Consider the following 14931-nt stretch of genomic DNA (forward strand, 5'->3'; position numbering starts at 1 on the left):
CTCAGTTCTCCTCGTCGGGGGACGTGTCTTCTTCGATTTCGTCGAAGGCGGTCTCATCGACCGTCTCGGTGGCCTTCTTCTGGCGCAGCATCTCGGCGATCAGCTCATCGGTCAGGATCAGCTTGGCATCGGCCAGCCAGTCGAACTTCAGCCCGATGGTCACCGTCTCGCCACCCTGCTCGATCTCGATCAGCACCTCGTCGCCTTCGGTGCCGCGCAGCATGCCCTTGAAGCGGCGCTGGCCGTCGATCTGTTCGGTGGTCTCGATCCGCGCCTCGTAATCCGCCCAGATGTCGAAATCCTTCAGCCGGGTCAGCGGCCGGTCGATCCCGGGGGAGGACACCTCGAGCGTATATTTGTCCTCGATCGGATCGTCGACGTCCAGCACGGCCGAGACGGCGGTCGAGATCGCCGCGCAATCCTCGACGTCGATGCCGCCTTCGGGCTTGTCCGCCATGATCTGCAACAGGGGATGCCGCCCGCCCTGCATGCGCAGGCGGACGAGTTCATATCCCATCCCCTCGATCACGGGGGCGACGATCTCTGCCAGTCGGCGGTCGATCCCGGTCTTGGCGATCAGGTTCGGGGTAGAGGTGGGCAGGTCGGTCATGTCCGATCCTTCAGATAACAAAAAACGGGCCGAAGCGGCCCGTCGATATTTCCCGGTGGGCGCCGGGTTTGGACCCCGACACGCCGCTGTTGAAGGCCATATAGTCGAAACATCGCGACTCTGCAAGCCTTCACCTCGGGGCAGCTTCCCCGGTCCCTTTCTGCGTCCGCAGGAGCGAGGTGACGATCCCCGCGCCGAGGATGGCGAAGGTGATGCCCAGCGACCAGACGGGGGGAAACTTCTCCCACCCCAGCAGATCGGCGATGAACATCTTCGACCCGATGAAGATCAGCAGCACCGACAGCGCGTATTTCAGATAGGCGAAGCGGTGCAGCACGGCCGACAGCGCGAAATACAGCGCCCGCAGACCCAGAACCGCGAAGATGTTCGAGGTATAGACGATGAACGGATCCGTGGTGATGGTGAACACCGCCGGCACCGAATCCACCGCAAAGATCACGTCGGCGAATTCGATCATCACCAGCGCCATCAGCAGGGGCGTCGCATGCCGCACCAGCCGGCCCGAGGCATCCGGCAGCTTCAGCGTGAAGGCGTGCCCCTCGATCCGGTCGGTAACGCGGAAGAAGCGGCGGAACAGCCGCAGGACCGGGTTCTTCGACAGGTCGGGCTCCTTTTCCTCCTTCGTGAACAGCATCCTGATGCCGGTCAGGATCAGGAAGACCGCGAAGAGATACAGCACCCAGTGATATTGCGCGACGATCGTGGCGCCGAGCCCGATCATGATCCCGCGCAGCACGATCACCCCAAGGATGCCCCAGAACAGCACCCGGTGCTGATATTTGCGCGGGATGGCGAAGAAGCCGAAGATCAGCGCGATAACGAAGATATTATCCAGCGCCAGCGTCTTTTCGACGACGAAGGCGGTCAGATACTGCGCCGTCGCCTCGCCCCCCATCTGCCACCAGACGAAGCCCGAGAAGCCGAGGCCGAGCGCGATATACAGCGCCGACATCTTCAGGCTCTCGGTCACGCCGATCTCGTGATCCTCCCGGTTGAGGATGCCCAGATCCAGCACCAGCAGGCCAAGGACCAGACCAAGGAAGACGAGCCACATCCACACGGGCGTGCCCAGAAAAAGTATTGTGAGAAATTCCACCGCGACCTCTTGTTGCAACGCGCCGAGAGGTCAGCCAGTGCCGGGCAGACATCGAGCGCACTCGATGCGGTCCGACATCACGTTCACGAAACGTCAGAGGGGCCCGGCCCGCCCGTAACAGGTGGGGGCGGCGCGGAGCATTTCAAGGGCGGCGGGGCATTCGTATATCGGCGGGGCGGCGGCTGCGTTCTTGCGGGCATGGCCACCAGCGCCTGGAAGACCGCAGGGGGAAAAGGGGGCCAGCCCCCTCGCGCGTTCCGCGCTCACCCCCGGGATATTTATGGAAACACGATGGCAAAAGAGCCTTTCCGGGAGCTTTGAACCGCACTTTTGAAGCGGGTCCATAACCGCCGGAGCACCCTTTTGCCCGTCGTGTTTCCATAAATATCCCGGGGGTGAATTGGCCGAAGGCCAAGAGGGGGCTGGCCCCCTGCCAACCTCCGGGTTTGCGCGGCTTCGGTTTTGAAGCGCCCCCGGCGCATCCTGTCCATCGCACCGTCCAGTTCGGCGGAGACGGCGGGTTCGCTCGGGGCATGGCCCGAAGGCCCCCTAGCGCATCCTGTCCATCGCGCCCACCAGCGCGGCGGAGATGGCGGGTTCGCTCAGCGCATGGCCCGAGGCGGCGATGAAGCGCAGATCGGCGCGTTTCCAGCCCTGTGCCAGCTTCCATGCGGCGATCGGCGGGCAGATCATGTCCATCCGCCCCTGCACGATGGTTGCGGGGATATGCTCGATCCGGGCCCGGTCGCGCAGGATCTGATCGTCCACCTCAAGGAACGCTCCGTGGGAGAAATAGTGGTTTTCGAGGCGGGAAAAGGCGCGGGCATAATCCGCCGGCGCCTCGCCCGGGAAACCGTCGTAATCAACCGAGGCGAGCGCGTTTTCCCACAGGGCCCATCGCCGGCCAAAGCGGATTTCCGTCTGGTAATCGCCAGAGAACAGCCGCCGGTGATAGGCGGCGATCAGGTCGGTGCGTTCATTCTCGGGGATCGGGCGGGTGAAATCCTCCCACAGGTCGGGGAAGAACTGCCCCGCGCCGCCACCGTAGAACCAGCGCAATTCGGCCTGCGTCGCCAGGAACACACCGCGCAGCACCAGAGCATCGACCCGCTCGGGATGCGTCTCGGCATAGAGCAGCGCCAGCGTCGCCCCCCAACTGCCACCGAACAGGATCCAGTTCGGGATGCCCAGCTCGCGCCGGATCCGTTCCATATCGGCGACAAGGTCCCAGCTGGTGTTCGCCTCGACCGAGGCATGCGGCCGCGAATGGCCGCAGCCGCGCTGGTCGAACAGGATCACGCGGTAATGCGCCGGGTCGAAGAAGCGCCGCATCGCCGGGTTCGATCCGCCGCCCGGCCCGCCGTGGCAGACGATGACGGGTCGCCCCTGCGGATGGCCGGATTGCTCGACATAGATCCGGTGGCCGTCGCCCACATCCAGAAAGCGCTGGTCGAAGGGTTCGACCGGCGGATAAAGAAAGGCGCTGGCCGTGCGCTTTTGCCCTGCGTTTCTGTCCATGGGGGGACTATATAGCGTCGAAACGCAACCTGCCACGGGTAGCTTGCACCGAACCGCCCTTACCGGAGGCCCGCATGGAAACCACGACAACGATCGACCCCGCAGAGGTGGCGAAGTTCGAGGCGATGGCCGCCGAATGGTGGGACCCGGCGGGCAAGTTCAAGCCGCTGCACATGCTCAACCCCTGCCGGCTGGACTATATCACCGCGCAGATCGCGGCGCAGTTCGGGCGCGACCTGAAGGCGCCGGCCCCTTTCGCGGGGCTGCGCATCCTCGACATCGGCTGCGGCGGCGGGCTCCTGTCCGAACCGATGGCGCGGCTTGGGGCCGAGGTGGTGGGCGCCGACGCGGCAGAGCGCAACATCCCGGTGGCAAGGCTCCATGCCGAGCAATCCGGCCTGACCATCGACTACCGCCATTGCGCCGCCGAGGATCTGGCCGCGACGGGGGAACGGTTCGACGTGGTGCTGGCGATGGAGATCATCGAGCATGTCTCGGACCCGCAGGGCTTCACCGATACCTGCGCGGCGCTGCTGAAATCCGGCGGGCTGATGATCTGCTCGACGCTGAACCGCAATCCGAAAAGCTGGCTGATGGCGATCGTCGGGGCCGAACGGATCATGCGCTGGCTGCCGGTGGGCACGCATGACTGGACGAAATTCATCACGCCGGATGAGCTGTTCGGGCTGATCCGCAAGGCCGGGCTCGACCCGGTGGACCGCAAGGGCATGGTGTTCAACCCGGTGACCTGGGGCTGGAAGCTGTCGGACCGGGATCTGTCGGTGAATTATGTCACGGCCAGCGTGAAACGATGATCATCCATCTGAAACGTGCCTATGAACCGGCCCTGCCCGGGGATGGGGTGCGTGTCCTTGTCGACCGGCTCTGGCCGCGCGGCATCAGCAAGGAGGCGGCGCAGCTCGACGACTGGATGAAGGACGTGGCGCCCAGCACCGATCTGCGCAAATGGTTCGGCCATGATCCAGCGAAATGGCCGGAGTTCCAGCACCGCTATCGGGAGGAGCTTGCATCGCGGGGCGCGGATCTGGACCGCCTGCGTGATCTGGCGCGCAGGGGAACGCTGACCCTGATCTATGCCGCGCATGACGAGGCGCATAACGATGCCGTCGTTCTGCGCGATGTTCTGCTGGGTGTCAGGCCTTCGGGCGGAAGGCCGTGATTTTCGCGGGATCCGTCTCGATCCGGCCGGCGCCGATCAGGTCGAGGCAATAGGGCACGGCGGCGAAGACCGCGTTCAGGCAGGTGGCGATGGCCGCGGGCTTGCCGGGCAGGGTGATGATCAGGCTCTGCCCCGCGATCCCCGCCGTCTGGCGCGAGAGGATGGCGGTGGGCACCTCGGCGAGCGAGGCGCGGCGCATTTCCTCGCCGAAGCCCGCCAGTTCCTTTTCGATCACATCGGCCACGCCCTCGGGCGTTTCGTCGCGCGGCGCGGGGCCGGTGCCGCCGGTGACAAGGATCAGGCCCGCCTTTTCCGCGACAAGGACGCGCAGCATCTGCGCCACGCTGGCGCGGCCGTCCGGGATGATGTGGCGGGTGACGGTCAGCGGCGTGGTGACCACGCCGCGCAACCAGAATTCGCAGCCCGGGCCGCCCTTGTCCTCGTATTCCCCGGCGAAGGCGCGGTCGGATACGGTGACGATGGCGGCCCGCACCGTCATTTCTTCACCCGGGCGTTGCGCGCGGCGATCAGCTTCAGCCGCAGCGCGTTCAGGTGGATGAAGCCGTTCGCGTCCTTCTGGTCGTAGGCGCCGGCGTCATCCTCGAAGGTCACATGCTTTTCGCTGTAGAGCGAATAGTCCGACCAGCGGCCGACGCAATGGACCGACCCCTTGTAGAGCTTCAGCCGCACCGTGCCCGAAACGAATTCCTGCGACTTGTCGATCAGCGCCTGCAGCATCTCGCGTTCCGGGCTGAACCAGAAGCCGTTGTAGATCAGTTCCGCATAGCGCGGCATGATCGAATCCTTGAGGTGCCCGGCCCCGGCGTCGAGCGTGATCTGTTCGATGCCGCGATGCGCCTCCAGCAGGATGGTTCCGCCGGGGGTTTCGTAGATGCCGCGCGACTTCATGCCCACAAAGCGGTTTTCCACGAAATCGAGCCGCCCGATGCCGTGCTTGCCGCCATATTCGTTCAGCGCGGTGAGCAGGGTGGCGGGGGACATCGCCTCGCCGTTGATCGCCACGGCATCGCCTTTTTCAAAGGTGACCTCGATATATTCGGGCGTGTTCGGCGCGTCCTCGGGGTTCACCGTGCGCTGATAGACGTAGTCGGGCGCTTCCTCGGCCGGGTTTTCCAGCGCGCGGCCCTCGGACGAGGTGTGCAGCAGGTTCGCATCGACCGAGAAGGGCGCCTCGCCGCGCTTGTTCTTGGCGATCGGGATCTGGTTCTGTTCGGCGAATTCGATCAGTTTCGTGCGCGAGGTCAGCGACCATTCCCGCCACGGCGCGATCACCCGGATCGTCGGGTCGAGCGCCAGCGCCGACAGCTCGAACCGCACCTGATCGTTGCCCTTGCCGGTGGCGCCATGCGCGATCGCGTCGGCGCCGTATTTATGCGCAAGCTCCACCAGATGCTTGGAAATCAGCGGCCGCGCGATCGAGGTGCCCAGCAGATACAGCCCTTCATACAGCGCATTGGCCCGGAACATCGGGAAGACGAAATCGCGGACGAATTCCTCGCGCACGTCGACGATGTTGATGTTCTCGGGCTTGATGCCCAGCAGCTCCGCCTTGTGGCGCGCGGGTTCCAGTTCCTCCCCTTGGCCGAGATCGGCGGTGTAGGTGATGACCTCGCAGCCGTATTCGGTCTGCAGCCACTTCAGGATGATCGAGGTATCGAGGCCGCCAGAATAGGCCAGCACGACTTTTTTGGGCGCGGACATGGAGTGTCTCCGGGAAATGGGCATCTGGCGCGGGATAGAGCGTTTTCGCCTGCATCTCAAGGGCCGCGATGCCCCCGGCGGGGGCGGAATTGTGCCGGATACAAAGCGAATCCCCTTGCCTCGCGCCGCAAGCCGCGCCATCACCCGAAATCATGACCCAGTTCGCCCTTTCCGCCCTTGCCGCCACCCGTGCCCTGCGTTCGCTGTTCGAGCCGACGCCCCTGCAGCGCAACGAGTTCCTGTCGAAGCGCTACGGCGCGGATATCTGGCTGAAGCGCGAGGATCTGACCCCGGTGCGCAGCTACAAGCTGCGCGGCGCCTTCACCGCGATGCGCAAGCAGATCGAGGCGGATCCCGAGGCGGGCCATTTCGTCTGCGCCTCGGCGGGCAATCACGCGCAGGGCATGGCCTTTGCCTGCCGGCATTTCGGCGTGAAGGGCACGATCTTCATGCCGGTGACGACGCCGCAGCAGAAGATCGACAAGACCCGCACCTTCGGCGGCGACAAGGTCGAGATCGTGTTGACCGGCGACTATTTCGACCAGACGCTGGCGGCCTCCAAGACCTATTGCAGCGAGGCCGGGGCGCATTTCCTGGCGCCTTTCGACGACGAGGACGTGATTGAGGGGCAGGCCTCGGTGGCGGTCGAGATCCTCGACCAGCTCGGTTCGGCGCCCGATCTGGTGGTGATTCCGGTGGGCGGCGGCGGGCTCGCCTCGGGTGTCACCGGCTATCTGCGCGCGACGGCGCCCGAAACCGGCTTCCGCTTCGTCGAGCCGCAGGGCGGCGCCAGCCTGACCGCCGCGATCGACGCGGGCGGGCCGGTGACGATCGCCAAGGTCAACAGCTTCGTCGACGGGGCGGCGGTGGCGCGGATCGGCGATCTGCCCTTTGCCGCGCTCGACTGGGTGACGCCCGAACAGATCCTGCGCGCGCCCGAGGACCGGGTCTGCGTCACCATGATCCAGATGCTGAACGTCGAGGGGATCGTGCTCGAACCCGCGGGCGCGCTGTCGATCGACGTTCTGCCGGAACTGGGCGCCGATATCCGCGGCAAGACGGTGGTCTGCATCGTCTCGGGCGGCAATTTCGATTTCGAGCGCCTGCCCGAGGTGCGCGAACGCGCGCAACGGTTCTCGGGCATGAAGAAATATTTCATCCTGCGTCTGCCGCAGCGCCCCGGCGCCCTGCGCGAATTCCTGCAGATGCTGGGGCCGGAGGATGACGTCGCCCGGTTCGAGTATCTTAAGAAATCGGCGCGCAACTTCGGCTCCGTCCTGATCGGGATCGAGACCAAACGCCCCGAGGCCTTCGCCGAGCTGTTCCAGAAGCTCGACGCGGGCGGGTTCAGCTACCGCGACATCACGGAAGATGAAACCCTGGCGGAATTCCTGATCTGACGGGTTCCCCCGCCGGAACCGCGCGCAGGTAATGCCCGACGCGGGCGAGGAATTCGTTGCGGGACTGCACGAACGTGTCCTGCAACATGGCGCGGCGCATCCGGGCATCGGGGGCGTCGGCGTCGCGGCACAGCCCGGCCAGACCGACGAAGCCCAGATTCAGCGCCGAGCCCTTGAGGAAATGCAGCTCCTCGCTGCTCAGCGGGCCGGGGGTGATGGGGTTCAGGACATCCTCGACCTCCGACAGGAACAGCATCACGACTTCGGCGAAATCGGCGGTGCCGATATCCGCGTGCAGATCCTCGACCATCTTCCAGTCGATCAGCATCCCGTTCCACCTCTCGTTACCCGCGGGCGACTGTGCTCTGCCAAGATTGCGCATTGCTTAATCCACGCAGGAAAACCGTCGAAACGGCTTCTGGCCTTCGTTTTTCCATAAATATCCCGGGGAATGAGGCGGATCAGGCAGCCTTCCTGTGGAAGGATGCCCCGCCGAATGCGGATCAGGCAGCCTTCCTGTGGAAGGATGCCCCGCCGAATGCGGATCAGGCAGCCTTCCTGTGGAAGGATGCCCCGCCGAATGCGAACGCGCGAGGGGGCTGGCCCCCTCGCTCCCCCTCCGCTCCAAATCCATTCACCGGATCTTAAACCCTCGTGCCCAATATCCGCCGCGGGTCGTGGGTGCGGTATGGTAATGATGTCTCAGGCAATGCGCGCGGTGGAGGGAACGGCAACCGATGCGCTGAAGGTGCTGGTGGTGGATGACAGCCGCATGCAGCGCCGCATCCTGTCGGCGCAGCTTTCCCGCGCCGGCTATGAGGTGATCGAGGCCGCCTCGGCCGAAGAGGCGCTGCGCATCTGCGCGGCGCAGGAACCCGACATCATCCTGTCGGACTGGCTGATGCCGGGAATGTCGGGGATCGATTTCTGCCGCGTGTTCCGGCGGATGGAACGGTCCGCCTATGGCTACTTCATCCTGCTGACATCGAAGACCGAAAAGACCGATATCACGCTCGGCCTCGAAAGCGGGGCGGATGACTTTCTGGCGAAACCGACCAGCGCGGATGAATTGCGCGCCCGGCTGACGGCGGGCGAACGCATCCTGCGGATGGAACGGCAGCTCAAGGAAAAGAACCAGATGATCAGTTCGGCGCTGGCCGAATTGCAGGGGCTTTACGATTCGGTCGACCGCGACCTGATCGAGGCGCGCAAGCTGCAACAAAGCCTCGTGCGGGAACGGTTCCGCTCTTTCGGCAGCGCGCAGGTGTCGCTGCTGCTGCGGCCATCGGGGCATGTGGGGGGCGATCTGGTCGGCTTCTTTCCGATCAACGCGCGCCGGGTCGGGCTTTACGGGATCGACGTGGCGGGGCACGGGATCGCCTCGGCGCTGATGACGGCGCGGATCTCGGGCTATCTGTCCGGCGTCTCGCCCGATCAGAACGTCGCGATGATCCAGACGGAGCTGGGCCTCTATGACGCGCTGCCCCCGGCCGAGCTTGCCGCCACCCTGAACCGCATCGTGCCGCGGGAAATCCGCACCGACAGCTATTTCACCCTGATCTATGCCGATGTGGATCTGGTTTCGGGTGAGGTGGCGATGGTGCAGGCGGGCCATCCGATGCCCGCCGTGCTGCGCCGCGACGGCCGGGTGGAATACCTCGGCTCCGGCGGGCTGCCGATCGGGCTGATCGAGAATGCGCATTACGACACGATCACCACGCGGCTCCTGCCGGGGGACCGGCTGTTCCTCGGATCCGATGGCATCACCGAGGCCGCCAGCCCGGACGGCAGCTTTCTGGGGGATGAGGGGCTGAAACGCATCCTTCAGGCCGAAAGCCATCTGCGCGGGCCGGCCTTTCTCGACGCGGTGCAGGGCGATCTGGTGGCCTATGCCGAAGCCGCGCTGGCCGATGATGTCTCGGCGGTGTTCTTTGAATTCGACGGGCCGAAGCGGAATGCCGACTGAGGCGCTACAGCAGGCCCAGATCCCGCAATGCCCCGGCCATGAAATGCCGGTCGCCCTGATTCGCCAAAAGCTCCACCGCCGCCGCCGGTTCCGCCCAGATCGCCCGATGGCCGGGCTCCGACGGCGCGCCGTAGCGCAGGATCGGACGCGCCAGCCAGACGCTGCACAGCTTTTCCGCCCAGAGGTCGTATTCCGGCATGTAGGTGAACCGCCGGTAGACGCCCAGACGGCGCGGAGGCGAGATACTCCAGCCGGTTTCCTCGAAGGCCTCGCGGTGCAGCGCGGCGATCGGACCTTCGCCCGGATCGATGCCGCCGCCCGGCAGCTGGTATTCCGGAATCGGTTCCGCCTGATGGGTCAGCAGGACGGCTCCGTCGCGCAGCAGCACCGCATAGGCACCGGGCCGGCGCCGGTATGTCTGTCCCTTCACCAGCGCCTCGCCGAATCGTCTCATCTTGCCTGCCCCCTTGGGTGAACGGTTGCCGCCCCTATATAGGCACGGTATGCCAGCCTGAAGGCTGAACGAAACCCCCGGGAAAACGATGACCATTCTTTCGCAAATCGCATGGGACGATACAGTCCTTCCGTTTCAGCTTGACCGTTCGGATGTCCGCGGCCGCATCGCGCGGCTTGACGGCGTTCTGGAACAGGTCCTTGAACAACACGCCTATCCGCCTGTCGTCGAGGCGCTGGTGGCCGAGGCCGCCCTGCTGACCGCGCTGATCGGTCAGGCGATCAAACTGCGCTGGAAGCTGTCCCTGCAGATCCGCGGCAACGGGCCGATCCGGCTGATCGCTACCGACTATTTCAGCCCCTCGGCCGATGGCGAGCCCGCGCGCGTCCGGGGCTATGCCTCGTATGATGCCGACCGGCTCGACCCCGACGCGACGCCCTTTTCGCAGATCGGCGAGGGGTATTTCGCCATCCTGATCGATCAGGGCGAGGGCGCCCCCTATCAGGGGATCACGCCGCTGGACGGCGGCTCGCTTTCGGCCTGTGCGGAAACCTATTTCGCCCAGTCGGAACAATTGCCAACGCGGTTCGAGCTGGCCTATGCCCGCTCGGTCCTGCCGGGGCAGGGGGAGCATTGGCGCGCGGGCGGCGTGATGTTGCAGATGATGCCCGAAATGCCCGGCGTCGCGCGCGAAGGCTCGGGCGAGGGTGGCCTCTTGCGCCACACCGACATCCTTGCCGGCGAGGAGGATGAAAACTGGGTCCGCGCCAATGTGCTGCTGGATACCGTCGAGGATATCGAGCTGATCGGCCCAAGCGTCGAGCTGACCAGCCTGCTCGTCCGCCTGTTCCATGAGGAAGCCCCCCGCGTCTACGATCCGCAGCGGGTGGAATTCGGCTGCACCTGTTCCGAGGACCGCGTCCGCGACAGCCTTGCGATCTATTCGGCCAAGGATATCGCGACGATGACCACGGACGAGGGCCTCGTCACCGCCGATTGCCAGTTCTGCGGGGCGCATTACCGCTTCGATCCCGCGTCGCTCGGCTTCGAGGCGACGGTGAACCCGGATGGCACCCCGCGCGACAAGGGGGAGGAGACGCGGCCGAATGACTGATCCCTTCGCCCCGGTTCTGGCTGCCCTGGCCCGGCCGGGGCGGCCTTCGTCGGATTACGATCTGAATCCGGGGTTCAGCGCGCCGGAGAACGTCCGGCTGCGGCCCGCGGCGGTGCTGCTGGCCTTTCAGGACGGTCCCGGCGGGCTGCGGCTGCATCTGACCAAGCGCAGCTCGCAGCTGCGCCACCATCCCGGGCAGATCGCCCTGCCGGGGGGGAAGGTCGAAAGCGGCGATCCCGACCTGATCTGCACCGCCCTGCGCGAGGCGCAGGAGGAAATCGGCCTCGCCCCCGAGAATGTCGAGGTTCTGGGGATGCTCGCGCCGCATGAAACGGTGACGGGTTTTCAGGTGACCCCGGTCGTCGCCCGGCTGCGCGGGCCTTTCGCCCCCCGCCCCGATCCGGGTGAGGTGGAAGAGGTCTTCACCGTCCCCTTCGCCCATGTCGCCGATCCCCTCAGTTACCGGATCGAGAAACGCCGCTGGCGCGGCACCTGGCGCAGCTATCACGTCGCGCCCTACGGGCCCTATTACATCTGGGGCGCGACGGCGCGCATCCTGCGGGCCTTTTGCGACCGGGCCACGCCATGCGGATAACGGGCGACTGGATCCGGGCGGATCACGTTCAGCAGGTGCTGGGGATGATCGAGGCGGGCGGGTATCAGGCGCTGCTGGTCGGCGGCTGCGTGCGCAATGACCTGATCGGCGCGCCGGTTTCCGACATGGACATGGCGACGGATGCGCTGCCCGAAGAGGTCATGGATCTCGCCCGATCCGCGGGGCTGCGCGCGATCGGCACGGGGATCGAGCATGGCACCGTCACCGTCATGGCGGGCGGCAAGACGCATGAGATCACCACCTTCCGCCGCGATGTGACGACGAATGGCCGCCACGCCACCGTCGCCTTTTCCGCGCGGATCGAGGAAGACGCGGCCCGCCGCGACTTCACCGTCAATGCGCTTTACGCGCGGCGGGACGGCACGGTGCTGGATCCGCTCGGCACCGGGCTCACCGATCTGGCGCTGCGCCGGGTGCGTTTCGTCGGCGATCCCGAACGCCGCATCCGCGAGGATTACCTGCGCATCCTGCGCTTCTTCCGGTTCACCGCGCTCTATGGCGACCCGGAGCGCGGGCTGGATGCCGATGGCCTCGCCGCCTGCGCCGCTCTGGCCGATGGGGTGGACAGCCTGTCGCGCGAAAGGATCGGCCATGAAATGCGCCGTCTGCTGGCCGCGCCCGATCCCGCGCCGGTGATGGCGGCGATGCAGGCCAGCGGCGTGCTGGCCCATGTGCTGCCCGGTGCGGATGTCTCGGCGCTGGCCCCGCTGATCCATCTGGAAGGGGAGGCCGCGCCCGATTTCCTGCGCCGTCTGGCCGTGCTCGGGGCAGAGGATGCCGCATCGCGGCTGCGCCTGTCGCGGGCCGAGGCGCGCCGCCTCGACCTTCTCCGCCGTGCGGCGCTCGAAGGCGCGGAAGCGGCGGTCCTTGGCTATCGCCTCGGCGCGCGGGACGCGGGCGATGCGCTCCTCGTGCGTGCCGCGCTGATGGGGCAGCCACCTGCGCCGGACTGGTGCGCGCGGATCGCCTTTGGCGCGGCGCAGCGCTTTCCGGTCCGGGCCGCCGATCTGGCGCCGCACTACAGCGGCGCGGCCCTCGGCGCCCGGTTGCGAGAGCTGGAAGACCGCTGGATCGCCTCCGGCTTTGCGCTGGATCGCAAGGCTTTGCTGGCCTGATCCCCGTCCCGCCCCTATATCGTGGGTCAAGAGGTGCATGATGATCGACAGTTTCCGGCCCGCCGACGGGCCTCCGCCCCAGCGTCTGGGGGCATTCTTCCGCTGGTGCCTGACCGGGGCCTGGCCTGCGCTGTGGCTGGCGGGGCTTCTGTCGGCTGCCGCGGGCAGCATGGAGGTCGTCTCCGCCTGGCTCCTGGGCAAAGTGATCGACGGGGTGCTCGCCTCGGGGCCCGGGGAGGTGTTTTCGGAAAACGGCGGCATCATCCTCGCCTTCGCGGTGTTCTACCTGCTGATCCGGCCGGGCATCTTCGGGCTGTCCTCGGCGGCGTCGAACCTGCTGATCAATCCGAATGTCATGCCTCTCGTCCTGTCGCGGCTGCATCGCTGGACGATGGGACAGGCGGTGACCTTCTTCGACAACGACTTCGCCGGGCGCATCGCGCAAAAGCAGATGCAGACGGCGCGGGCGGTGACGGATACCGCCTCGGAAACGATCAACACGGGGATGTTCGCGCTGGCCTCGGTCATCGGGTCGGTGGCGCTGCTCTTGGGCGTCGATGTGTGGAGCGCGCTGGGCCTGACGCTGTGGCTGCTGGTCTACATGTGGGTCATCCGCGCCTTCCTGCCGAAGGTGCGGGCGCGATCCTCGGCCCGGGCGGCGGCGCGCGCGACGGTGACGGGGCAGGTCGTGGATACGATCACCAACATCAAGACGGTGAAGCTGTTCGCCCATGCGGATCACGAAGACCGCGCCGCGCTGGGCGCGATGGGGGAATTCCGCGAAAAGGCGCATGATTTCGGCGTCACCTCGACCTGGTATCGACTGGCGCAGATGGCCCTGTCGGGCGTGCTGCCGGTGATGCTGGTGGGGGGCGCGGTGCTGATGTGGCAGGCGGGCGCCGCGACGGCGGGCGATATCGCCGCCTCGGGCGCCATCGCCATGCGCATCGCGCAGATGTCGGGCTGGGTCAGCATGTCGCTGATGCAGATCTGGGGATCGGTGGGCGAGGTCGAGGATGGGATGAAAACGCTCACCCCCGCCCATGAACTGAACGATGCGCCGGATGCCGAAGTGCTGGGCCGGGTCGAGGGGGATATCGGCTTCGACCATGTGACCTTCGCCTACGGGCGGCAGGCGGGCGGGCTCGACGACATCACCTTGCATATCCGGCCGGGCGAAAGGATCGGCATCGTCGGCGCCTCGGGTGCGGGGAAATCGACGCTGGTGGCGCTGCTGCTGCGGCTTTACGACACCGAAAAGGGCGCGGTGACCATCGACTGTCACGACGTGCGATCCGTCACGCAGGAAAGCCTGCGCCGCCAGATCGGCATGGTCACGCAGGAAACCGCGATGTTCAACCGCTCGGCGCGGGAGAATATCCTCTATGGCCGCCCGGATGCCACCGAAGAGGAAATGATCGCCGCCGCCCAGGCCGCCGAGGCGCATGACTTCATCCTCGGTCTTGTCGATTTCAAAGGCAACCGGGGCTATGAGGCGACACTGGGCGAACGGGGGGTGAAGCTGTCCGGCGGCCAGCGGCAGCGGATCGCGCTCGCGCGCGCCTTCCTGAAGAACGCGCCGATCCTCGTGCTGGACGAGGCGACCTCGGCGCTCGACAGCGAGGTGGAGGCGCAGATCCAGGACGCCCTCCTGCGGGTGATGGAGGGCAAGACCGTGCTGGCCATCGCGCACCGGCTTTCGACCATCGCCGAGATGGACCGGATCGTCGTGATGGACCGCGGCCGGATCGTCGAACAGGGCAGCCATGCCGAGCTTCTGGCCGGGCGCGGGCTCTATGCCCGCTACTGGGAACGGCAGTCGGGCGGCTTCCTTGGCACCGAGGAAGCGGCGGAATAGCTGGCCCCGGCGCGCGCACTTTGCTAAGAGCACATCCCGAATCCACCCAAAGGAACCGCTTTCCCATCATCTTTCCAGAAATATCCCGGGGGTGAGCGCGGCACGCGCGAGGGGGCTGGCCCCCTCTGCCGACCGCGACGAAGCGATACCCGTTTCGTCATGCGGAAATCGCTGTCACGGGCGGATAGGGCGCAAGGGGGCCAGCCCCCTCGGCCTTCGGCCTCACCCCCGGGATATTTCTGGAAAGATGAATGGGAGGTG

Annotated in this window: 15 protein-coding genes; 8 read left to right on the forward strand and 7 right to left on the reverse strand. The window is 66.1% G+C overall.

Annotation, left to right across the window (positions count from 1 at the left end):
- Position 1 precedes the first annotated feature (1 nt).
- From rimP to pip, 3 genes are all read right to left on the reverse strand, one after another.
- Positions 2–610, reverse strand: a complete 609-nt coding sequence (gene rimP, locus D2T30_RS15950; protein ID WP_128186943.1) for a ribosome maturation factor RimP — start codon at positions 608–610, stop codon at positions 2–4.
- A 130-nt stretch (positions 611–740) separates the two neighbouring features.
- On the reverse strand, positions 741–1727 hold the full coding sequence (locus D2T30_RS15955) for a TerC family protein (RefSeq protein WP_128209703.1): 987 nt from the start codon (positions 1725–1727) through the stop codon (positions 741–743).
- A gap of 549 nt (positions 1728–2276) precedes the next feature.
- Entirely contained in the window at positions 2277–3245 is a 969-nt protein-coding gene (gene pip / locus D2T30_RS15960; RefSeq protein WP_128186939.1) for a prolyl aminopeptidase, read from the reverse strand.
- 74 nt (positions 3246–3319) lie between these two features.
- Between pip and ubiG the strand changes: the two genes are divergently transcribed.
- Together ubiG and D2T30_RS15970 are read left to right on the forward strand one after the other, a co-directional pair.
- Positions 3320–4060, forward strand: coding sequence for a bifunctional 2-polyprenyl-6-hydroxyphenol methylase/3-demethylubiquinol 3-O-methyltransferase UbiG (gene ubiG / locus D2T30_RS15965; RefSeq protein ID WP_128186937.1), 741 nt, complete (start codon positions 3320–3322; stop codon positions 4058–4060).
- Positions 4057–4425: a DUF488 domain-containing protein gene (locus D2T30_RS15970; RefSeq protein WP_241651313.1), complete on the forward strand. Its 369-nt coding sequence runs from the start codon at positions 4057–4059 to the stop codon at positions 4423–4425. Before ubiG ends, D2T30_RS15970 begins: the two co-directional genes overlap by 4 nt.
- Here the strand turns inward: D2T30_RS15970 and mog are convergent.
- Both mog and D2T30_RS15980 read right to left on the reverse strand, forming a co-directional pair.
- The gene (gene mog / locus D2T30_RS15975) at positions 4400–4924 is read right to left on the reverse strand and encodes a molybdopterin adenylyltransferase (protein ID WP_206612986.1); all 525 of its coding nucleotides are present in this window, start codon (positions 4922–4924) and stop codon (positions 4400–4402) included. The genes D2T30_RS15970 and mog overlap by 26 nt on opposite strands.
- Entirely contained in the window at positions 4921–6147 is a 1227-nt protein-coding gene (locus tag D2T30_RS15980) for an argininosuccinate synthase (RefSeq protein ID WP_128186935.1), read from the reverse strand. The genes mog and D2T30_RS15980 overlap by 4 nt, the downstream gene beginning before the upstream one ends.
- Before the next feature lie 152 nt (positions 6148–6299).
- Between D2T30_RS15980 and ilvA the strand changes: the two genes are divergently transcribed.
- Positions 6300–7547, forward strand: coding sequence for a threonine ammonia-lyase IlvA (ilvA, locus tag D2T30_RS15985; RefSeq protein WP_128209704.1), 1248 nt, complete (start codon positions 6300–6302; stop codon positions 7545–7547).
- On the opposite strand, the gene D2T30_RS15990 is transcribed toward ilvA, so the two are convergent.
- Positions 7510–7929 (reverse strand): Hpt domain-containing protein, encoded by a 420-nt coding sequence (locus tag D2T30_RS15990; RefSeq protein WP_128209705.1) that lies wholly within the window; start codon positions 7927–7929, stop codon positions 7510–7512. The genes ilvA and D2T30_RS15990 overlap by 38 nt on opposite strands.
- Positions 7930–8241: 312 nt before the next feature.
- Between D2T30_RS15990 and D2T30_RS15995 the strand changes: the two genes are divergently transcribed.
- Positions 8242–9513, forward strand: a complete 1272-nt coding sequence (locus D2T30_RS15995; protein WP_241651314.1) for a PP2C family protein-serine/threonine phosphatase — start codon at positions 8242–8244, stop codon at positions 9511–9513.
- A 4-nt stretch (positions 9514–9517) separates the two neighbouring features.
- Here the strand turns inward: D2T30_RS15995 and D2T30_RS16000 are convergent, their stop codons facing one another.
- A complete protein-coding gene (locus tag D2T30_RS16000) occupies positions 9518–9967 on the reverse strand; it encodes an NUDIX domain-containing protein (RefSeq protein WP_128209706.1) in 450 nt (149 codons plus the stop codon).
- Positions 9968–10055: 88 nt separating this feature from the next.
- Between D2T30_RS16000 and hslO the strand changes: the two genes are divergently transcribed.
- Genes hslO through D2T30_RS16020 form a run of 4 tightly spaced genes read left to right on the forward strand, consistent with a single transcriptional unit; the run spans position 10056 to position 14670 of the window.
- Complete coding sequence (hslO, locus tag D2T30_RS16005) at positions 10056–11081, forward strand: Hsp33 family molecular chaperone HslO (protein ID WP_128209707.1); 1026 nt, start codon at positions 10056–10058, stop codon at positions 11079–11081.
- The gene (locus D2T30_RS16010) at positions 11074–11676 is read left to right on the forward strand and encodes an NUDIX hydrolase (protein WP_128209708.1); all 603 of its coding nucleotides are present in this window, start codon (positions 11074–11076) and stop codon (positions 11674–11676) included. Before hslO ends, D2T30_RS16010 begins: the two co-directional genes overlap by 8 nt.
- Positions 11667–12812, forward strand: a complete 1146-nt coding sequence (locus D2T30_RS16015) for a CCA tRNA nucleotidyltransferase (protein ID WP_128209709.1) — start codon at positions 11667–11669, stop codon at positions 12810–12812. The genes D2T30_RS16010 and D2T30_RS16015 overlap by 10 nt, the downstream gene beginning before the upstream one ends.
- Positions 12813–12852: 40 nt before the next feature.
- Entirely contained in the window at positions 12853–14670 is a 1818-nt protein-coding gene (locus D2T30_RS16020) for an ABC transporter ATP-binding protein (protein ID WP_128209710.1), read from the forward strand.
- Positions 14671–14931: the final 261 nt, after the last annotated feature.

Source organism: Paenirhodobacter populi (assembly GCF_004022215.1).
Taxonomy (GTDB): Bacteria; Pseudomonadota; Alphaproteobacteria; order Rhodobacterales; family Rhodobacteraceae; genus Rhodobacter; species Rhodobacter populi.